This is a genomic window from Acinetobacter sp. BMW17 (genome assembly GCF_001592855.1).
In the GTDB taxonomy this organism is placed as follows: domain Bacteria; phylum Pseudomonadota; class Gammaproteobacteria; order Pseudomonadales; family Moraxellaceae; genus Acinetobacter; species Acinetobacter johnsonii.
Genome location: NZ_LSOD01000020.1, coordinates 123,921 through 145,056 on the forward strand (window position 1 = coordinate 123,921; position 21,136 = coordinate 145,056).

Sequence of the window (21,136 nt, forward strand, 5' to 3'; positions counted from 1 at the left end):
AGGAGGAACCATGTTGACCTCATATTTACATGCTTTTGCTTTGTTTTTCTCATTGCTGAATCCGTTTTTAATGAGTATTTACATGATTGGCATGATTCGGAACTCCGAAGCTAAAGTGTTTAATAAGGCCTTGATTCAGGGCTGTCTCATTGCCTTTATAGTATTTATGCTGTTTGCATGGGGTGGAGAAGCGATTTTTAGTAAATATTTAAATGTACGCTTTGAAGCCTTTCAAATATTTGGTGGTCTGATCTTCTTGGTGATTGGTTATCGTTACGTGTTTCAGGGGGCAGATACCATTGGTGAAATGCGTGGTGCGCCTGAGCATTTGGCAGGAACCATTGCCATGCCTTTTATGATTGGCCCAGGAACCATCAGTGCTGCTGTGGTGACAGGTATGGCACTGCCAATCAGCGGTGCAGCCATGATTATTTTCCTGACTTTGGCGTTGACCTGTGGTTTGATGATTTTAATGAAATTTGCGCATGACCATTTGCGTTATAAGCATGCCAAATATATTGACCGTTATGTTGATATTGTCGGACGACTGTCGGCCTTACTGATTGGAACGATTGCGGTAGATATGATTATTAATGGCATTATTGGCGTCATGGCTGAAATGTAGAATCCACGAATAGCGGACCATAAAAAAGCCCTCAGTAAATGAGGGCTTTTTTATTTAACTGAAGAACCAAGTGTAATAACCCCAGATCATCAGTGGCCACGATAGAAACGGGCTAAACAGCCATTTCCAAATCCAGTGGCGTGGCACGAACCCGACTCCGTGGATAAAGCCACCTGATATACCAATCATGATATACATCAGCGCACTGTGGCTATAGTGACCATTGTCATCCAACATAGCAGCAGGATGCACTAACAACACCGCTGCAAGTGGAAAGGCCAATAGGCAGGAAATTAGCATCGCAAATTTGTTCGGCTTTTTATCTACAGTTTGGTTTTCCATAGCAACGTCTGTCATGGTTTATTCCTCATCAAGGTCTTGATGATGTTCGATATACAAAGCACTGAGTACACCTGCAAAGCAAGCCATCAAAATGCCGAGAATCCATGCAAAATACCACATAATTTGATCTCCTTAGACACAGCCTTAGTAAAGGCTGTGTGAATTCTCTTTAATGTGTGTGTTGGTAATAACACCCCACATTTTGTAGTAACACCAAGTGGTATAGCACAAAATGAGTGGGACAAAGATACATGCTGCAACTGTCATTACAGTTAACGTCGTTTTACTTGAAACTGCATCCCACATGGTCAAGCTTGCAACAGGTTGAATGCTTGATGGCATTAAGAATGGGAACAGCGCAAAACCAGCAGTTAAAATTGCACCCACGACCGCTAAACTCGAACCTAAGAAGCTAAAGCCCGCTTTGTTTTTGCTTGCTGCAAGCACCACAATCAAACCACCTAAGATACCTGCGATAGGCGCAATCATGGTAATTGGGTAAGTCGAGTAGTTGTTCATCCAGCCATGGTTGGCATTGGTCAACACTTCTTTTGCCAATGGGTTAGCAACACCGTTGGTATCAAATGGAGTGACTAAGGTATAACCTTCGATTCCACCAAAGTACAACCAAGCACCAGCGCCTAAGAAACAGATGAGATAAGCAATGCCCATAAGTTTCGTTGCTTGTGCTGAGCGTCTGCGTAAGTCACCATCGGTACGAAGCATTAGCCATGCACCGCCGTGTGCACACAGCATTGATAAGCTAACTAGGCCGCAGACTAAAGCAAATGGGTTGAGTAGAGCAAAGAAGCTCCCTGTATAAGTTGAACGGACGGTATCATCTAAACTAAATGGTACGCCTAAGAACATGTTGCCAAATGCCACACCGAAGACCAGTGCAGGCACAGCACCACCCACGGCTAAACCCCAGTCCCATGATGTACGCCATTTGGTATTTTGCAGTTTAGAGCGGTAGTCAAAACCTACAGGTCGTAAGAATAGGGCAAACAGCACCAACAGTAGCGCCCAATACATGCCTGAGAATGCTGTTGCATAAACCATTGGCCATGCGGCAAACAATGCACCGCCAGCAGTAATGAACCAAACTTGGTTACCGTCCCAGTGCGGAGCGATAGTGTTGATGGCCGCACGGCGTTCTTCATCTGTTTTGCCCACAAATGGCATGATCGCCATAGAGCCCATATCGAAGCCATCGGTGAGAGCAAAGCCAATCAGCAAGACACCGACTAAAACCCACCAAATGATTTTGAGTAATTCATATTCGATCATGCTTGAGTCTCCTCATTACGAGCTGCTTCAAGTTTTTCAAAATGGTATTTACCAGTGTGAAGCGAACTTGGACCAAGACGTGAGAATTTGATCATTAAATACATTTCAATAATCAAAAGAACGGTATAGAACGCAGCTAAAGCAGCGATAGAACCCCATACATCACCTGTGCTTAAGCTCGATGCTGACAAGTGTGTAGGTAGAACTTCACCAATCGTCCACGGCTGACGACCTACTTCTGCAACATACCAACCTGTTTGTGCAGCAATCCATGGCAGAGGCAGAGCGAAAAGCGCGAACTTCAGTAACCATGGTTTGTTTTCTGCATTGCGTTTTGCCACAGCAAAGGTTGCTAGAGCAAATAACAACAGCATAAGGAAACCAGATACAACCATGGCACGGAATGCCCAGAATAAGCTTGGCACGTGAGGAATCGTGTCTTTTGCAGCAGATTTAATTTGATCTTCAGATGCATCAACTACATTTGGTGTGTATTTCTTCAGCAGTAAGCCATAACCCAAGTCTTTTTGAGTTTCAGCAAAGGCAGCTTTTAGCTCTGGAGAAGTATCACCTGCGCGTAGTTTTTCCAGTTGTGAGTAAGCCACCATACCGTTACGAATACGATCTTCGTGCTGTACGATCAAATCTTTAATACCAGTCACTTCTTTGTCTAAAGAACGTGTTGCAATAAGACCCATCACATATGGAATTTTCACTGCATAATCTGTAGTCATGGTTTCTTTATTTGGAATACCAAACAAAGTAAAGGGTGCAGGTGCAGGGTGAGTATCCCATTCTGCTTCAATGGCCGCGAGTTTAGTTTTTTGAACATCACCCAGTTCATAACCTGACTCATCGCCCAGTAAAATCACTGAAAGTGTTGAAGCTAAACCAAAAATTGCGGCAATGGCAAATGAACGACGCGCAAACGGAATATCGCGTTTTTTCAGTAAGTAGTAGCTTGAAATAGCAAGGACGAAAATAGCACCTGTCACATAACCCGCAGACACGGTATGTACAAATTTTACCTGTGCAACTGGGTTAAAAATGAGAGCACCAAAATCTACCAGTTCCATGCGCATGGTTTCATAGTTAAAGACAGAACCGACAGGGTTTTGCATCCAACCATTTGCAACCAAAATCCATAAGGCAGACATATTAGAACCGAGTGCAACCAGCCATGTCACACATAAGTGCTGCACTTTGGATAAGCGATCCCATCCAAAGAAGAACAGACCGATGAATGTCGATTCTAAGAAGAATGCCATTAATCCTTCAATGGCTAATGGAGCACCGAAAATATCCCCCACATAGTGTGAGTAATATGCCCAGTTAGTCCCGAACTGGAACTCCATGGTTAAGCCAGTAGTGACCCCTAAAGCGAAGTTAATACCGAAGAGTTTCCCCCAAAACTTGGTCATGTCTTTATAAATTTCTTTACCTGAAATCACATAGGTGGTTTCCATAATGGCAAGAATAAAGGCAAGCCCCAGTGTAAGTGGAACAAAAATAAAGTGATACATCGCGGTCATAGCGAACTGGAACCGCGAAAGATCGACCACGCTTTCAGATATCATCAACGTGTCTCCTTGATTGGGGATGGATTGCCTGCAATACGCTCAGCAACTTGATTGTCAAAATTTTTAGGAATAGTCGGGGCGTCAAACCAGATGTTCTTAATGACCATTAAAATAATCACCTTAATGATTAAAATGGCCACAATCTCTCTGGTGACTTTTTGATTGAGATTTTTGGGGACTAAGCTCATTTCACAAAGCCTATTTTTTAACTTGCTATATATTATTAAACAAAAACATACAAAAGATAAATAGTCTTTAAACTTAAATAAAAAATATATTATTAAGTCTTTTAAATACATGAACTTAAAATAATGATGTGATGAAAAATAAACTAATATTTTTGTATTTTAAAGTTGACCAAATTACTTATGTTTTTATTTAAATACTTGACTAAAATACTTGTATATATTTATTTTAAATCCGACTAAAACGCTTATATTTAACGTTTATCGTTATTTTATTGATAATTCGTCTTAAGAGTATAAAAGTGATAGGGCTTTTAAATGATGGATTTTAACGGATATGAATCATGGATGATTTGATCTGTTGCATATACCACAAGGAAATTAGGAATTGAAAATCGAATTCATATTAAAAAGTCTTTTATTGTGTCATATAAGCTTGAAGGCAGAGGCGGGGAGTAAAATTCTCATCCTGAGCTTATTTTGCGCAAATATTTTTAAATTGTAGAAAGCTGGATTGTGAATGAAAGATTGCTATAAAAGATTGAACAAGAAGATGAGGCAAGGGTTCGATTTAAACAACGCGTTGTGAGGCGTTTTTGGAGGCTGACGCTGTATCAAGATCTTGGTAGGTTAGGCATGGCAAAGGATAAACTTGCTCATAAAGGCGTACAGCGTTGAAATGGGATCAGATGGGGTGCTTGTTTAGCGCGTACTTTCACCACTAAAAAGTTGATTGGATTTTGAAATTTTCTTTGCTATGTAATGTGACTTTTTTAGACGAATGAGAATAATTTGTGACTGAAATTCAAGTTCACCAAACTCAGGTTCAACTTGCACATAGTGTAGCTGACCATATTCATCGCGAACGCGAGCTTGAGCCGAAAAACCAGGACGTGCATTCCCGCTGGAGATAGTCGCCAGACGACCCAGTAAGTTGGTTTGTTTTTTATCAGGTCTGGGTTTAATAACTTGATCCAAACAGTGGATCATAAAAACGGTAAAGAAAATTGCAATAATTAGCGCGGGCAAGATCAGATAGTAAGCCGAAGTAAACGCTTGTTCTTTGGCGTAGATGCAGAACTGAAGGAAATAACCTGCAACACTAAAATTAAGTAAGAGAAAAACGACAATCAGCACTTTAGAAAACTTAACGTCCAGCAGTGGAGATTCAGTCAGTTTTTGCGGCGAGAGCCTTTTGAGGAAATGACTTGGGCGGGATTTAAAAAAGTAGCCTAAGGTTTCCACCATGCTGAGTATGACTAAAGTCAATAAGCTGAAATGAAAGAGCATCAAGTCAGGGTGATGTAACAACTCATACATGGTGCACGTCCAATTTCATTATTCTTCTGTGAGATAAATCCCACCGTCAGAATGCACGGTAATCGCTACTTTTTCAAGTGCTTCGCCTTGGCATGGGCCAGAAATGCATTCACCTGTTTCCACCATAAATAGCGCACCATGGGTCGAACATTCAATAAATTCTTGGTCGCGGTCTAAAAACTGGTTTTCCAAAAATTCAAGTTCAACTTGCAAATGTGGGCAAATGTTTTGGTAAGCAAAGAAGGCACCGTCACGTTGGGTGATAAAAATCGTATCCCCTTTAGGTGTTTCAAAAGAACGCGCTTCGCGTTCTGGGATGTCTTCTGTCATGCAAATTTTTTGCATCATGCGCATTCCTTTTGCAGTTGTTGGAGCAATTCGGCGTAATCTGCCACAGCTAAACGAGGGCCAAACTGAGACACCACTTCACTTGAAATCAAAATTGCAAGTTGCGCAGCTGTATGTAAGCCTAAGCCTGCATTCACAGCATAGAGGAAGGCACCAGCAAAGGCATCACCTGCACCATTGGCATCGATAGCGTGTACTTTACGACCCGCGACATTAAATGTTTCTTGTGCATTTGAAATAAGTGCACCTTCAGCTGAAAGCGTAATCACCACATGCTGGCTTAGTGTTTTGAGTTTTGCTAAAGCCGCCTCAACTGTTTCAGTTTCGGTGTACATCATGGCTTCTTGTTGGTTACAGAACAATAAGTCCACACCATCTGCAATCATTTCATCTAGACCCTGACGCGCGTATTGCACCATCGCAGGGTCAGATAGGGTTAATGCAATTTTAACACCATGAGCTTTGGCAATTTCACGAGCCTGCTTAACAGCTAAACGTGCGCTATCGCTGGTTGAAAGATAACCTTCGATATAGAGCCATTTCGCTGTTTTTAAGGGTTCAAAGTCAATCTGTTGTTCAGTTAACTCGGCTGTAATACCTAAATAGGTATGCATAGTACGTTCAGAGTCTTCACTGACTAAAACCATACACGTGCCTGTTACGCCTTCACTGATTGATTTTTCAGTGTTTTTAATGCCTGCTTCGTGCAAACCGTTAAGGTAAGTTTGTCCTAGCTCATCATTACCCACGCGGCATGCATAAAATGCTGAACCACCCAAGGCACTAAAGGCAACGGTGGTGTTGGCTGCTGAACCACCTGAAGCCTGACCTTTATAGCTTTGTGTTTCTTTTAATTTTTTGTAAAGATCTGCTTGTGTTTCACCATCAGTTAACTGCATAGTGCCTTTTTGCAAATGTTGTTGAATAAGGAAGTCGTCAGAGACTTTAAATTCTTGGTCGATTAGTGCATTACCAATTGCAAAAAGATCCACAGTTGCCATGTCTTTTTTCGTCACGTATTGAAAATAAAGCGACATTTTACACCAATGCTCAAGATTGCTGTAGTTTGTTGAGGAAAATTCATTTTATTTACGTGGCAAATGTAGTGAAATGGCTTTGCTCATATTCAAGGAAGTTTAGATGGAAATTTTAATTCAAGCGGCAAAACAATTACCTCCTCAAATACAAGCTTTGGCACAACTCGCAGCAAAAGAAGGATATGAACCGTTGACGCGCTTGATCGAAGAATATCAAAGCGGAAAAAATCGTTTTGATCAAAAGGGTGAAGTGTTGTTATTGGCCTATGATCAAGACCAATTAATTGCCTGTGGCGGTTTAAATCAACAATGGGGTGAAAATGAAATCGAGGCGCGGATTGGGCGCGTACGCCGTTTTTATGTACATCCTAAATACCGTAAGAGCGGTGTGGGTCGTCAGTTGTTGGCACATTTAGAAAAATGTGCACGTCCGAACTTTTCTGCGCTGTGTTTAAATACCGCGGATTTGTCCGCAGCCAGTTTCTATCAGAAGCAAAACTATGTTTTTGTGGAAAATCACCCGAACTATAATTATTTTAAATATCTCATCTAGTTTTACTTTTGAGAACGCTTCCCTCAAAAAGACTGAAATTTGGAAAGCAGTGAGATGCTTTTCAAATTTCCAGCAAATTACTCGGGTTTTCAGCGTGAAATCTTTTGACAACTAAAGCTATAATGCAGGCAGTGTATTAATTATTGTTAGGAGATCACATGACTGTAGATGTCACTGAAACCATTTCTCAAACTGTACATCCTGCGTTTCAGTTGGTACGTCAACACCATGTTGAAGCTTTAGACATTTTAGTGTCTGAATATAAACATAAAGTCACTGGGGCAGTGCATTATCACTTGGCCACCAATCATGATGAAAATGTATTCTTGGTTGCATTTCGCACCCAACCTATGGATTCAAAAGGCGAAGCGCATATTTTAGAACACACAGCACTATGTGGTTCGGAAAAATTTCCTGTTCGCGATCCGTTCTTTTTAATGATTCGTCGTTCATTAAACACGTTCATGAATGCTTTTACCGCGGCGGACTGGACAGCGTATCCATTTGCGACTCAGAATAAAAAAGATTTCCAAAATTTACTTGAAGTATATTTAGATGCGGCTTTTGCAGCCAATTTGAATCCGCTGGATTTTGCCCAAGAAGGAATCCGCATTGAGCTTGAAAACGGTGAGCCTGTTTATAAAGGTGTGGTTTTCAACGAAATGAAAGGGGCAATGAGTTCTCCTTCAGACCAGTTGTATCATCAGTTAGCGCATCACTTATTCCCTGAAACCACTTATCACTACAACTCAGGTGGCGACCCTAAAGATATTCCGGACTTGACTTACCCTGAGTTGGTGGATTTCTACAAGTCACATTATCACCCAAGTAACGCAGTTTTCATGACCTTTGGTAATGAACCTGCTTACAATCTACAAGAGCAGTTTGAAACTTTAGCCTTGGCCAAGTTTTCAAAAGGTGAAACGCTATTCTCTAAAGAAGAGCGTCGTTTGACTGCGCCACTAGAAGTGACTGAAACCTATGCGGTAGATGCGGAAGATTTAAAAGACAAAACTTATCACATTATTTCGTGGTTATTGCCTAAAGCCAGCGAGATCAAACTACGCTTAGGTATGCGCCTTGTAGAAGGTGTACTGTTAGAAGACTCGGCTTCTCCATTACGTCATTATTTAGAAACGTGTGGTTATGCACAGTCTACTGGCCCGATTATGGGGGTAGATGATTCAAACTACGAAATGACCTTCTACTGTGGCGTACAGGGTTCAAACCCTGAACATACAGCTGAGTTTAAAGCAGGTGTGTTTAAGGTTTTAGAAGATGTCGCTTCAAAACCTGTCGATCGAAATATGGTCGATGCGATTTTACATCAAATTGAATTGCACCAACGTGAAATCAATGGTGATGGCATGCCTTATGGTCTAAGCCTGATTTTAAATGGTTTGGGGAGTGCCATTCACCACAGTGACCCAGTCACTGTATGGGATGTAGACTCAGCCATTGCTGCGGTAAAAGAAGAACTGAAAGATCCAATGTGGTTGTCAAACTTAATCAAAACCTATTTGATTGATAACCCGCACCGTGTACAAATGACTTTGGTGCCTGATGCTAATAAGTCTGCAGTGGAAGCGGCGGCAGAAAAAGCACGTTTAGCCGAAATTGGTGCGCAGCTAACAGACGCTGAAAAAGCAGAAATTGAAGCACAAACTGAAGCACTTAAAGTCCGTCAAGATACCCCAGATGACCTTAATCTTTTGCCGAAAGTGGGCTTGGAAGATGTGCCTGCTGAACTGCAAATTGTACAAGGGCAGTTGCGCGAGATTATCTCAAATCGTATCGATTATCCGTTGAATCTTTATCATGCAGGTACCAACGGTATTTACTACAACCAAGTGCTGATCCAGATTCCGCAAGATGTAGTGCAGTCACCTTACTTTAACTTGCTGTCCATTTTGATGGGTGAAGTTGGTGCAGGTCAATATGACTATCTAGAACTACAACAACTACAAACTGCGGTGAGTGGTGGTTTAGGTATGGGCGCCTCTTTACGATCTCAAGTAAATGATAAAAATCAAATCAGTGCATGGTTAACGCTGACCACAAAATCGTTGGTGAGTAATTTTGACAGTATTGCATTGTTGAAACTGGCTTTTGAACAACTGCGTTTTGACGAAAAAGATCGCATTGTTGAGTTATTGCAACAACGTAAAACACGTTGGGCATCCCGTCTTTCAGGTTCAGGCCACAGTTATGCCATGCAAATTGCAGGACGTAACCACAGTGCTTTGGCAAAACGTGATTATCACAACACGGGCTTGGGTGCATTAAACTGGTTAGGCGATCTAGTCAGCCGTATTGAAAAAGATGCAGCAGCTTATGATGATTTGATCAATGAATTAAAAGCGATTCACTTAAAACTTTTACAAGCACCAAAACAGTTCTTACTGGTGTGTGAAGAACATCAGTCAGACCGTTTGGTTGAAGAAGTTCAAAACGTGTGGGACAAGTTAGCTATTCCTGAGCAAACTGTGACTTTAAAAGCTACTGAGCAGGTTGATACCGATGCAGATGAGGCATGGTTAATTCAAGCCAATGTTCAATTCTGTTCATCGGCTTATCAAGCCGTTGAGGTGTCACATCCAGATGCTGCACCGCTAATGGTACTGGCAGCGTACTTGCGTAATGGTTTCTTACACAGTGCAATTCGTGAAAAAGGTGGGGCTTATGGTGGTGGCGCAAGTTATGACGGCAATGCATGTTCATTCCGCTTCTATAGCTACCGTGATCCGCGTTTGGCTGAAACTTTTAATGACTTTGAAGCCAGTGTGCAATGGTTACTCAATACTGAGCAAAAGCCACATCAGCTTGAAGAAGCAATTTTAGGTTTGATTGCTGGTATGGACAAACCAGGTTCACCGGCGGGTGAAGCGATCACGGCATGTTATGCACTTTTACATGCACGTACACCAGCCTTCCGTAAGCAGTTACGTAGCCGTCTTTTGGCTGTGAGTTTAGAGGACTTGCAACGTGTGGCGGTACAATACTTGCTTGAACAAAAACCAACGAAAGCCGTGGTTGCACCTATGGCGAAGCGTGATACTTTAATTGAGTTAGGTTTTAGTATTCAACAAGTTCAGTAAAACAATAAGAGGGTCATATGGCGTTCAAATCATTTGAGCGTTCAACTTTAGTACTGGGCATGACTGTGCTCAGTACTTTGGGTGTCGCTAAAACACATGCACAAATTTCCGAAGTACCTGCAGCTCCTGCAACAGCCGAGGCATGTGTTGCATTGGCATCGAATGCAGACCGTTTGGCTTGTTATGATGCATTATTTAAAATTCCTGAAGCGGTAAAACCACATATTGTTTCTGAGCAACGTGCAGCTATGGAAATTGCACCAGAACCTGAAAATATCACAGGGAAGATTGCACAAAGTGTAAGCTCTGTCTTTGCTTCGGAAGGCCCTAAAATATCGCCAAATTTATCTTTAATGGATAGCCGTTGGGAGCTTTCACCAGAAAGCAAACTGGGAACTTGGAATATTCGTGCCTATCAGCCTGTGTATTTAATGCCTGGTTTTTGGACGACAGATAAAAATGAATATCCACAAAGTCCAAATCCGACCAATACGGTGGATGAAGATCAGAACCTAAAGTCAATGGAAGCGAAATTCCAACTGTCTTTAAAAACTAAAGCGGTGGAAAACCTATTTGGGGACAATGGTGATGTTTGGTTGGGTTATACCCAGTCTTCTCGTTGGCAGCTTTATAATAGTGATGAATCACGTCCGTTCCGTGAAACAAACTATGAGCCTGAAGCCAGTTTGGTTTTCCGCACCAATTATGAATTGTTGGGTTTAAATGGTCGCTTACTGGGATTAACTTTCAACCACCAGTCTAATGGTCGTTCCGATCCGCTGTCGCGTAGTTGGAACCGTGTCATGTTGAATGTGGGTTTTGAAAGAGACAACTTTGCGCTCATGCTGCGCCCTTGGTACCGTCTAGATGAAGATGCAGATGATGATAATAACCCTGATATTAAGGATTATGTCGGACGGGGTGATTTAACAGCATTCTACCGTTGGAATGAACATGATTTTTCACTCATGCTACGTCATAGTTTAAAAGGTGGCGATGACTCGCGCGGTGCTGCACAGTTTGACTGGGCTTTTCCTATTTCAGGGAAATTGCGTGGCCATTTCCAGTTGTTTGATGGTTATGGCGAAAGCTTAATTGATTATAACCACCGAGCGACTTATGTGGGCTTGGGTGTGTCCTTAATGAATTGGTACTAATTTAGAGACATAAAAATACCACGTTTGATACGTGGTTTTTTTATGTTTAAGTGTTAGGTGTTTTAACCAATTTGAATATCGGCAGTTGGATGTTTTAAACGGCTCTTTTTTGGCGTCGCAATCAGGTAGGCTAGTGTTAAAGGACCTAAACGACCTGCAAACATCAAGAGCATCAGAATAAATAAACTTGCAGGTTGAAGTTCACCCGTGATGCCGCGTGACAAACCGACAGTACAAGCAGCGGAAATGGCTTCAAATAACAAATCCATAAACTGATGATTAGGTTCGATTAAAGATAAACTAAAGATGCCTAAGAAAATAAGTGCCGAAGTAATAGAGACAACAGCCATTGCCTTAAAAGAGGTTTTTTGAGAAACAGAGTGATTGAACACACGAATTTCATCTTCACGTCGAAGAAAGCTAATCACACTGAGTAAAACAATAATAAAAGTACCTACTTTAATCCCGCCTGCGGTACTCATCGAGCCGCCCCCAATGAACATCAGTAACATGGTGACAAGGATCGAAGCATCTTTCATTTGTGCCAAATCAAGGCTGTTAAAACCCGATGAACGAGGCACGGTGGCATGGAACCATGCATTTAAAGCTTGGTCACCTAAGCTCATTGGCGCTAAAGTGAGGGGATTGTTCGATTCAATTGCCCATAAAAGAACAAAAGCAATCAGGTTCAAGCCTGCAATGGTGGATAAAATCAGTTTGCTATTGGTACTTAAGCCTTTCCAACGTTTGCTGCGTTTAATGTCCATTAGCACCACAAAACCTGTCCCACCAATGATGTATAGCATACTGATGGTAAAGGTAATGAGATACTGGCCCGAGAAGCTCATTAGACTGTTGGGAAACAGTGAAAAGCCACCATTGTTAAATGCGGATACACTATAAAAAGCCGCATAAAACAGAGCTTGATTGAAGTTGTAATCTTCTAACCATGCAATGGTCAAAATAACCGTGCCAATCGCCTCAAAAAATAAGGAATACAGCAGTACCCCTTTAATGGTGAAGGATACTTTGGATAAGCTGGTTTGACCAATGGTCTCTTGCGCCATGATTTGTTGCTTTAAACCGAGTTTGGTCGACAGACTCAGTGCGGCTAAAATTGCGAAAGTCATAAAGCCTAAGCCACCAATTTGAATCAGCAGCATAATGATGATTTTACCTGTTACGGTAAAAGTTTCACCGACATTCACCACAGAGAGTCCAGTAATGGTGACTGCTGAGCTGGCGGTGAACAAAGAGTGAATCCAACTGAGTTCACCGTGGTGTGAAATGGGTAACTTTAATAATAGAGTCCCAATAATAATAAAGCTCAAAAAACCCAAAGCCAGCAGGCTGGGCGGGCTTAAATTAATGGTGCTGTTTTTTGGGGTTTGCCATTCTTTGACTTTTTTCATGATTTGAACCGTGCTGAAAGACGACGTAATGTTTCAACTAAACCTTCAACAACAAGAATATCACCCACTTGTAAAATTAAATTGGGATCAATGCTGTACAAAATGTCTTTGCCACGTTTATGGAGTAATGTTTTCACATCAGGTGCTTGATCCATCAGTTGGCGGAAGTGAGTCCCTTGTAGTTTTTCATCAATTTCAATTTTGACAATATAGTGATTATCTTCAAGCGCCATATAGCGACTGACCATGGGATAGCATAAAGACTGCGCAATCCGCACGCCCATGTCTTCTTCAGGGTGAATAATTTTACTAATCCCTAAATGGCTTAAAATCATATGGTGCGACTTTGATTTGGCTTTGACCCAAATTTTTTCAACCCCAATATTTTTGAGGTGCAGTACACACAAAATACTGGCTTCAATATTTTCACCAATTGCGACCACCACGGCATCGCAGTTTTTAATATTTAATTCATCGAGGACATGTTCATCTGTTGCATCGGCAATGACAGCATGGGTCACCTGCTCAGAAATATTTTCAACATATTTTTTTTCACTATCGATACCAATGACATCATGTCCCAGTTCAATGAGTTGAGTTGCAACTGTGGCTCCAAAGCTTCCTAAACCAATCACTGCAAATTGCGCCATGTCATCTTTCCTTTAAATTTTTTATACATCGATTGTTAACGAATGTTGTGCCAAATTTCACAAGATGTCATCTTTATACAGACACGCTATTTTCGCTCAACCGCGCTTTGCCTTATACCAATATATCACTCATCCAAAGGAGTATATAAATGCGGAAGACACTGTATGAATCCCTCAGGATCGCGTTTCCAGAATTGAATGATACCGCAATTCCAGAAGAACAAGATGAGTTCGAGCACTTTGTACGTTGGTTGAATAGCGATTATTCAAACATTCAAAAAATAGAACTCGATGATTTTCGACAAAATGGTATTGATGAATGCCATCGACTCCAACAGTTAGGTATTGACTTAGACGAGCTGAAAAACCAAATTAATGATGATATGGCGTCTTTTTATCAAATGTATGACAGTGAGGAAGAAGAAACCTCAGACATGCATGGTTATGATTTTGAGTTTAGTTTTGATGTTATTTTTAACCACATTAAAATTTTTATCGAGCCTTATGAACTCAGTTTGCTGGTTATTGAGCGGGAAAACCCTTATTGGCTGTTGGTACCGCATAATGATGAGCTGATCGATAGAATTATTGTTACATATAATCACACGTTCGGTGATGAAGAGCCGATGCAGCTCATAGAATAAAACCGCCTCGAAGGGCGGTTTTATGTATGTATTGAATCTTTTATTTTAAGAAACGTTGATAACCTAGGTTATTGGTAATTTCTTCATATGGATACGAAATACTTTCTAAGGTTTCAATCAAACCATCTGGGTTTTGTTTAGCATCACTTGCCTCTAAACCAACAAGGACACGACCTTCCGCAGCACCGTGGTTGCGGTAGTGGAATAGGGTAATGTTATGCGTAGGGCCAAGGCGTTCGAGGAACATTAACAGCGCGCCTGGACGTTCAGGGAACTCAACACGGAACAAGCGCTCATTTTCAAGGTCTGCATGCCCACCAATCAGATAGCGAATATGCAGTTTTGCCACTTCATCATCAGATAAGTCATCGACATCGAACTGAGTTTTGAGTGCTTCAAAAATATCGTGACGCTCTTTTTCCCCGCCTTTTAAGCTAATCCCGACAAAGACTTGCGCAGCACTGGCATCGCTCGCACGGTAGTTAAACTCGGTGATATTACGGCCTTGTAGCGCTCGGCAGAAATTCAGGAATGAACCTTTTTTCTCTGGAATGGTCACAGCAAAAATAGCTTCTTTACGTTCACCCAATTCAGTACGTTCTGCAATATAGCGTAAACGGTCAAAGTTCATGTTTGCACCACATACAATTGAGACGATGTTTTGCCCAATCAGCTCGTGAGTTTCAACATATTTTTTAATCCCTGCCAAGGCCATTGCACCTGATGGTTCAACGATGCTACGACATTCATCATAGGTGTCTTTAATTGCGGCACAAATTTCATCTGTATTGACTAAAACCACTTCACGCTCAACGATCGGGCCTGAGTTATCCGACTTTTGGAGTTGAATTACTTCAAATGGTTTTTCACCAATCTGTGCCACAGCCGTACCGTCGGCAAATAAGCCGACTTGAGGCAGTACAACACGTTCACCAGCTTCAAATGCGGCTTTTAAACAAGCAGATTCGTCATATTCAACTGGAATGACTTTGACATGTGGTGCAACATCGCCTAAGTAGGCTGCTACACCAGCAATCAAACCGCCACCACCAACAGCGACGAAAACGTAGTCGACATCGCGCCATTGACGCAAAATTTCATTGCCAATCGTGCCTTGACCTGCCATGACCAGTTCATCGTCATAGGGTGGAATAAAGCTCATACCATCTTCTGCAGCACGTTGAATTGCATATTTGTTTGCAACATCAAAAGAGTCGCCATGGAGAACTACTTCACCGCCTAAGCGTTTGACTGCCTGAACTTTAATATCTGGGGTGGTTTTCGGCATCACAATAATGGCACGAATCCCTAGTTTTTTACCTGACAGTGCTACGCCTTGGGCATGGTTGCCAGCAGATGCGGTAATCACGCCACGTTCAAGTTGAGCTCTAGGAAGTTGGCTAATGCGGTTATAGGCACCGCGTAGCTTAAATGAAAAGACTGGTTGTAAGTCTTCACGTTTAAAACGAATGTTGTTATTGAGTTTCTCACTAATTCGAGGTGCCGCTTCGAGTGGAGTTTCGATTGCAACATCGTAGACTGTTGCTTGTAATATTTGTCGAACCAAACGAGACAGCATGTTAATTTCCCATTTAACAGTTTAAAATAGAGGATCATTGTAACAAACCCCTGTACATTTGGGCTGTAAAATCAGCAACAAATGTCAAAAAATAGTTGAGCCAAATTATGAGTCTGTATGCTACCCAAGATGAAAAAAAGCAAGCTGCTGCAAAAGCTGCCTTAAAGCACTTACCTAAAGGTGGCATTTTAGGGGTGGGTACAGGCAGCACCGTAAATTTCTTAATTGAACTTTTGCCCGAGCTTCAGCTTGAGGCGGCTGTGGCAAGTTCAGAAGCAACGGCTGAGCGCTTAAAGAAATTAGGCATAGAAGTGGTTGATATGAACTCTGTCGGCGGTTTAGATGCCTATGTAGATGGGGCAGACGAAATTGACCGTCATATGCATATGATCAAAGGTGGTGGGGCTGCACTGACTCGCGAGAAAATTGTAGCTTCAATTGCGAGAAAATTTGTTTGTATCGTTGATGACTCTAAGTGGGTTGATCAATTGGGGCGTGACTTCCCACTGCCGATTGAAGTGATTCCAATGGCTCGTTCAGCTGTGGCACGTAAAATTGTAGCGCTCGGTGGTGATCCTGCTTACCGTGAAGGCGTGGTGACGGATAACGGTAACGTGATTTTAGACGTCTATAACCTGAACATCTTAAATGCGCTTGAGCTTGAAAAAACCATTAACGACATTCCAGGTGTGGTGTGTAATGGTATTTTTGCAATCAATAAAGCAGATGTGGCAGTTGTTGCAACAGACAACGGTATTGAAGAACGTACTGCTGTTTAATTTTAAATTTTCCCTAAGCGCTTCTTTAAAAAAGAGGGGCTAAAAGCAAAAGCATTTTTATCTTATGTTTTTCTCCCTCCTTTCAAAAGGAGGGCCAGGGAGGATGATTCAATAAAAGAATAATAGTAATGACCTTAGCAGACCTACCTGAAATTCAAATCACCCATCATGCACGTGCGACCCGGTTACGACTTCGTGTTGAACCGACTCAAATTCGTTTAACCGTGCCTAAGTTTTGCAGCAAACGGCAAATTCAGGATTTTTTAAATCAATCTGAACAGTGGATGGTTGAAACGTGGCAGAAGCAACAAGCCAGTCTGGTACAGATAGATCGAACCCTTCCCACAGAGTTACGGTTATTTAATCGCCAAAATGCTTTAACGGTGAGGTATAAAACACAAAAAAATGCGTATATTTTGGATGAGGATAATCACCAGCTTTGGATCAGTGACCGTCAGCCCGAAAGTTATTTAAAATCTTTTGTAATTGCATATGCCAAACAGCACTTGCCTATTTATTTGCAACAGATTAGTCATGAAACTGGTTTAAAATTTGCACAATGTTCAATTCGTCAGCCCAAGACCCGCTGGGGGAGTTGTAGTGCCAAACATGACATCATGCTTAACAGTGCTTTAGTGTTGTTTCCTGAAGCCATTACCCGTTATGTCTGTGTGCATGAACTCGCACATACGCAACATTTTGATCATAGTGCACGTTTCTGGGCGGAAGTTGCCAAATATGATGCCGCTTTTCAACAGCATCGAAAAACCTTAAAAACAACCGCATTGCCGTATTGGTGGGCAAGCGCTTAAAGTTAATTTTACGTGCAGAATTTAAAAATATTTTCTTCTGATTGATTGAGCGTTAGTCAAAAAATGCTCTAAACTTCATGATCTAAGGTAAACATTCCTCAATTTCAGTCCAAAGACCTCAAATGTGAATTTTACAGATATCCACTATTTTATATTAATCGTTCCAGCTTGCCTGATTTTAATGGGAAGCTTACTTTTAATATGTCATTTTGCTTTTAGATCTTCCTCATATTTATTGTGGCTCGGGCTTGGATATATTGTTCCTTCGTTTTCTGTGGCGGCACAAAGTTTTATGTCGAATAAGCAGTTGGCTTTGTCGGCACCCATTTTAGGCAGTATGTATTTATTTGGTGCATGGGCCAGCGCTTATGCTATGGGCTTAAGAAAGAATGCGAATGCACGTCCATATTGGTGTCTGGCCTTGGTCGTGATGACTTTACTTTCACTCAGTTATTATTCCTACGTAGATGATCAACTGTGGATCAGAATGCTGATTCTGAACATTTCAATTGCATTGGTTGAATCTTTGGTTTTGTTTTCAATGTTTAAACATTATCAAGGGATTGATTTTCTCAATAAAATAGTCGATTTTTCTTACTTGTTTATTGTGCTGTATACCTTTGTTCGCGGAATCATTATTTTTCTCTTTTTAAGAAATATCGAAGCAGACATGCTGGCAAATTCAGTTTGGTGGCTGATGATGCTTGCTGCGAGCATTATCTTAAGTATGTGGTTTGCAATAGTGCTGCTCGGAACCTTGGTGCGCGATATTATTCATCAACTCAATGATGAGCGGCTAAGAGATCCGCTAACGCACTTATTCAATCGACGTGGCTTTAACGAAGCCGCTAAACGAAAGTTGCATCAGCTCTCTAAACAGCCTTATTTCTTGCTCATGTGTGATATTGACCATTTTAAGAAAATTAATGACACCTATGGGCATTTGGTGGGTGATCAAATTTTACAACAAGTCGGTGAAATTATTGGGCAAAATGTTCGTACGCACGATTTAGTAGGGCGTTTCGGCGGAGAGGAGTTCATTGTCTTATTGCAAATTGATGACCCCATGCTGGCTTATAATATTGCCAATCGTATTCGTTTAGGTATTGCCGATGCACGATTATCCTCAAAAAATATTGCCGTGACAGCAAGTTTTGGACTGGCTGCAGTACATCAACCCAACTTAAAATATGCCATACATGATGCCGATCAATTGTTATATCAGGCGAAACATTCGGGACGAAATCAGATTGGTTTTGAGCCTGCACAGAGTATATTGGATGTGCCTCATTAGGTGTCGATAGCACTAAAAACGCATAAATTCCAAGTAAAACAGTTTAGAAAGCAGAAACTTCCTGTCATACTAGGCAGTTACGAAATGGACAGTTTAAGTTTGAGGTAATACACGTGATTTCAGTTGGTATTGTCGGCGGTACAGGTTATACAGGCGTTGAATTGTTGCGTCTTTTACTACGACACCCAAATGTGCAAGTAAGCGTATTAACATCGCGTACAGAAGACGGTCGCCGTGTAGATGATATGTTCCCAAGCCTACGTGGACATACCGAACTTAAATATTCAGATTTGAATGTTGATGAACTGAAAAAATGTGATGTGGTGTTCTTTGCGACACCGCATGGCGTTGCCATGAAGCATGCCGAAGAGTTGGTGGCTGCAAATACTAAAGTGATTGACCTTGCCGCAGACTTCCGTTTACAAGACTTAGAACAGTTTGAAAAATGGTATGGTATGCAACATGCGTGCCCTGAACTACTGAAAGACTCGGTTTATGGTTTGTCAGAATTAAACCGTGAACAGATTAAACAAGCCAATGTCATTGGCAACCCTGGTTGTTATCCAACGACAGTACAACTGGGTTTAGCGCCGTTATTTAAGCAAAACGACACATTAGTTAAACCTGAAAGCATTATTATTGATGCAAAATCGGGTGTGTCTGGTGCAGGCCGTAAAGCCAGCCTTGGTATGATCTATTCTGAAAATGCTGATAATTTCAAAGCTTATGGCGTTGCAGGTCACCGTCATCATCCTGAAATTGTGGAAGCGTTGGAAAATATTTCAGGCTTAAAAGAGGTTTTTAACCACATTTTGTTTGTTCCGCATTTGGTGCCAATGATTCGTGGCATGCTGAGCACGATTTATGTGGACTTAACCGATGCGGGTGAAGCTGCTGATGTGCAAAGTTTATATGAACAGTTTTATGCTAATGAAGCTTTTGTCGATGTGATGCCTGCGGGAAGTTCACCAGAGACACGTTCTGTGCGGGGTGCAAATCAACTACGTATTGCGCTGTATAAACCACAACCGAAAAAATTAGTGGTCATTTCTGTACAAGACAATTTAGTTAAAGGGGCAGCAGGTCAGGCCGTTCAAAACATGAACTTAATGTTTGGGTTTGCTGAAACTGCAGGCCTAGACGGAATTGGTTTATTACCATAAAAAACGTTTTAAAACTTCACACACATTTAGATTTCGATTTAAATGTGTGTTTTGAATTGAATCAAAATAAGAGATGACGATGCCGAACACTGACACAAATATGACGTCACAACAGCCTGAACCTGCAAAGCCGTTTTTACAGACCAATAAGCCTTTGGCAATTGGTGCTGTAATATTGATGGTTGCAAGTGGACTATTGGGCTATACCGTCGGACATCGTCAGGGTTTAACGGTGGTAGGATTTGATGCAGATGCTGAGCAACTGGTTGAAGTGGTACAAAAGCAAAAGACCAGTCTGGATGCTTTAAATAAAAACTACAATGCTGCTGTTCAGGAGCGTGACGTTGCTGTAACCAATTCAAATGAGCTGTATTTGTCATTGCAAAAAGCTCTGGATCAACAAGCGCAATCTGAAACCACTGCTGTGATTTACCGTGAGGTTTTGCGTCAACGCGGTGGTATTCCACTGGCTGTGCAGCATATTGCGATTAAACCGTTGCCTGAAAATGCATTTGAATATCAACTTGACTTGGTTCAAGTTAGTCCATCTAAACGTGCAGCTTCAGGTACCGTTGAACTCCGACTCATTCGTGGTACAGAGGTTTTAGTTGTACCTCTTGAAGACAAAAACTTTAACTTTGAAAACTATGAGCGTTTAACAGGGCGTTGGACAATGCCTAAAGGCTTTACGCCACAGTTTATCGAAGTCCGTTTAACAGGTAGCACACCAGTGACACGACGCTTTAGTTGGTCACGTGGTGAAGCCGTAGAAAGTCAATCAGCATTTGTCTCTGAAATTCCTCAGGCTGAGGCGAATGCACAATAATTGTGAATTGTAAGTTTATGGGTATCTCTAAGCGTTCAACGTGTTTAAATGAAATCAAGCAGTCTTTTCATGAATCTGGCTATGTCGACTGGCATATCAGCCCGCGCTTGAGCAATGATGAACCGCATGAAGAAGAAAATGGGGATGTCGCTGTCCAAACCGCACCACCTGAACTTAAGCGTCCTCCACTCTATGCTGTCGTTTTAATGAACGATGACTATACCCCAATGGACTTTGTTATTGAAATTTTACAACAATACTTTGCTTTGAATCTTGACCAAGCCACTCAAGTAATGCTAACTGTACATTATGAAGGAAAAGGTGTTGCAGGCGTTTACCCGAGAGACATCGCGGAAACAAAAGCAAACCAAGTCAATAATTACGCTCGGTCTCAAGGTCATCCTTTACTTTGTCAGATTGAGCCGAAAGATTAAGGGGGTTC

At 41.6% G+C, this 21,136-nt stretch carries 22 protein-coding genes; 11 read left to right on the forward strand and 11 right to left on the reverse strand.

What is annotated here, in order from left to right; translation table 11 throughout:
* The first annotated feature begins 10 nt into the window (after positions 1-10).
* The gene (locus AXW61_RS05755; RefSeq protein ID WP_004981851.1) at positions 11-625 is read left to right on the forward strand and encodes a MarC family protein; all 615 of its coding nucleotides are present in this window, start codon (positions 11-13) and stop codon (positions 623-625) included.
* Positions 626-679: 54 nt separating this feature from the next.
* Here the strand turns inward: AXW61_RS05755 and AXW61_RS05760 are convergent, their stop codons facing one another.
* From AXW61_RS05760 to AXW61_RS05795, 8 genes are all read right to left on the reverse strand, one after another.
* A complete protein-coding gene (locus tag AXW61_RS05760) occupies positions 680-982 on the reverse strand; it encodes a cyd operon YbgE family protein (RefSeq protein WP_004696655.1) in 303 nt (100 codons plus the stop codon).
* Positions 983-985: 3 nt separating this feature from the next.
* Entirely contained in the window at positions 986-1,087 is a 102-nt protein-coding gene (gene cydX, locus AXW61_RS05765; protein WP_002120988.1) for a cytochrome bd-I oxidase subunit CydX, read from the reverse strand.
* Between the two features lie 24 nt (positions 1,088-1,111).
* The gene (cydB, locus tag AXW61_RS05770; RefSeq protein WP_062033169.1) at positions 1,112-2,257 is read right to left on the reverse strand and encodes a cytochrome d ubiquinol oxidase subunit II; all 1,146 of its coding nucleotides are present in this window, start codon (positions 2,255-2,257) and stop codon (positions 1,112-1,114) included.
* Positions 2,254-3,834 carry a cytochrome ubiquinol oxidase subunit I gene (locus tag AXW61_RS05775; protein WP_004696658.1) on the reverse strand — a complete coding sequence of 527 codons (1,581 nt, stop codon included), beginning with the start codon at positions 3,832-3,834 and terminating at the stop codon, positions 2,254-2,256. The genes cydB and AXW61_RS05775 overlap by 4 nt, the downstream gene beginning before the upstream one ends.
* Positions 3,834-4,025 carry a cytochrome oxidase putative small subunit CydP gene (cydP, locus tag AXW61_RS05780; RefSeq protein ID WP_004696660.1) on the reverse strand — a complete coding sequence of 64 codons (192 nt, stop codon included), beginning with the start codon at positions 4,023-4,025 and terminating at the stop codon, positions 3,834-3,836. The genes AXW61_RS05775 and cydP overlap by 1 nt, the downstream gene beginning before the upstream one ends.
* 699 nt (positions 4,026-4,724) lie before the next feature.
* Positions 4,725-5,342, reverse strand: a complete 618-nt coding sequence (locus AXW61_RS05785) for an OB-fold-containig protein (RefSeq protein ID WP_010326962.1) — start codon at positions 5,340-5,342, stop codon at positions 4,725-4,727.
* A gap of 18 nt (positions 5,343-5,360) precedes the next feature.
* Entirely contained in the window at positions 5,361-5,672 is a 312-nt protein-coding gene (locus AXW61_RS05790; RefSeq protein ID WP_010326961.1) for a Rieske (2Fe-2S) protein, read from the reverse strand.
* Positions 5,673-5,686: 14 nt separating this feature from the next.
* Entirely contained in the window at positions 5,687-6,691 is a 1,005-nt protein-coding gene (locus tag AXW61_RS05795; RefSeq protein ID WP_010326960.1) for an adenosine kinase, read from the reverse strand.
* A 139-nt stretch (positions 6,692-6,830) separates the two neighbouring features.
* On the opposite strand from AXW61_RS05795, the gene AXW61_RS05800 reads away from it, so the two are divergent.
* The 3 genes from AXW61_RS05800 to AXW61_RS05810 all read left to right on the forward strand — a co-directional run bounded on the left by AXW61_RS05800 (position 6,831) and on the right by AXW61_RS05810 (position 11,535).
* Positions 6,831-7,280 carry a GNAT family N-acetyltransferase gene (locus AXW61_RS05800; RefSeq protein WP_062033171.1) on the forward strand — a complete coding sequence of 150 codons (450 nt, stop codon included), beginning with the start codon at positions 6,831-6,833 and terminating at the stop codon, positions 7,278-7,280.
* A gap of 158 nt (positions 7,281-7,438) precedes the next feature.
* A complete protein-coding gene (locus tag AXW61_RS05805; RefSeq protein WP_062033174.1) occupies positions 7,439-10,378 on the forward strand; it encodes an insulinase family protein in 2,940 nt (979 codons plus the stop codon).
* Positions 10,379-10,395: 17 nt separating this feature from the next.
* Positions 10,396-11,535, forward strand: coding sequence for a phospholipase A (locus AXW61_RS05810; protein ID WP_062033176.1), 1,140 nt, complete (start codon positions 10,396-10,398; stop codon positions 11,533-11,535).
* Between the two features lie 62 nt (positions 11,536-11,597).
* On the opposite strand, the gene AXW61_RS05815 is transcribed toward AXW61_RS05810, so the two are convergent.
* Together AXW61_RS05815 and AXW61_RS05820 are read right to left on the reverse strand one after the other, a co-directional pair.
* A complete protein-coding gene (locus tag AXW61_RS05815; protein ID WP_062033178.1) occupies positions 11,598-12,947 on the reverse strand; it encodes a TrkH family potassium uptake protein in 1,350 nt (449 codons plus the stop codon).
* Entirely contained in the window at positions 12,944-13,597 is a 654-nt protein-coding gene (locus AXW61_RS05820) for a TrkA family potassium uptake protein (protein WP_062033181.1), read from the reverse strand. Before AXW61_RS05820 ends, AXW61_RS05815 begins: the two co-directional genes overlap by 4 nt.
* Before the next feature lie 149 nt (positions 13,598-13,746).
* Between AXW61_RS05820 and AXW61_RS05825 the strand changes: the two genes are divergently transcribed.
* Positions 13,747-14,241 (forward strand): hypothetical protein, encoded by a 495-nt coding sequence (locus AXW61_RS05825; RefSeq protein ID WP_062033183.1) that lies wholly within the window; start codon positions 13,747-13,749, stop codon positions 14,239-14,241.
* Positions 14,242-14,281: 40 nt separating this feature from the next.
* On the opposite strand, the gene ilvA is transcribed toward AXW61_RS05825, so the two are convergent.
* Positions 14,282-15,820, reverse strand: coding sequence for a threonine ammonia-lyase, biosynthetic (ilvA, locus tag AXW61_RS05830; RefSeq protein WP_004981822.1), 1,539 nt, complete (start codon positions 15,818-15,820; stop codon positions 14,282-14,284).
* Between the two features lie 107 nt (positions 15,821-15,927).
* On the opposite strand from ilvA, the gene rpiA reads away from it, so the two are divergent.
* From rpiA to clpS, 6 genes are all read left to right on the forward strand, one after another.
* Positions 15,928-16,599, forward strand: coding sequence for a ribose-5-phosphate isomerase RpiA (rpiA, locus tag AXW61_RS05835; protein WP_062033186.1), 672 nt, complete (start codon positions 15,928-15,930; stop codon positions 16,597-16,599).
* Between the two features lie 128 nt (positions 16,600-16,727).
* Positions 16,728-17,411, forward strand: a complete 684-nt coding sequence (locus tag AXW61_RS05840) for a SprT family zinc-dependent metalloprotease (protein WP_062033189.1) — start codon at positions 16,728-16,730, stop codon at positions 17,409-17,411.
* Positions 17,412-17,592: 181 nt separating this feature from the next.
* Complete coding sequence (locus AXW61_RS05845) at positions 17,593-18,705, forward strand: GGDEF domain-containing protein (RefSeq protein ID WP_171254049.1); 1,113 nt, start codon at positions 17,593-17,595, stop codon at positions 18,703-18,705.
* A gap of 107 nt (positions 18,706-18,812) precedes the next feature.
* The gene (gene argC, locus AXW61_RS05850) at positions 18,813-19,868 is read left to right on the forward strand and encodes an N-acetyl-gamma-glutamyl-phosphate reductase (protein ID WP_171254050.1); all 1,056 of its coding nucleotides are present in this window, start codon (positions 18,813-18,815) and stop codon (positions 19,866-19,868) included.
* A 79-nt stretch (positions 19,869-19,947) separates the two neighbouring features.
* On the forward strand, positions 19,948-20,694 hold the full coding sequence (locus tag AXW61_RS05855; protein WP_039890406.1) for a DUF6776 family protein: 747 nt from the start codon (positions 19,948-19,950) through the stop codon (positions 20,692-20,694).
* A gap of 17 nt (positions 20,695-20,711) precedes the next feature.
* Complete coding sequence (gene clpS / locus AXW61_RS05860; protein ID WP_004981811.1) at positions 20,712-21,128, forward strand: ATP-dependent Clp protease adapter ClpS; 417 nt, start codon at positions 20,712-20,714, stop codon at positions 21,126-21,128.
* Positions 21,129-21,136: the final 8 nt, after the last annotated feature.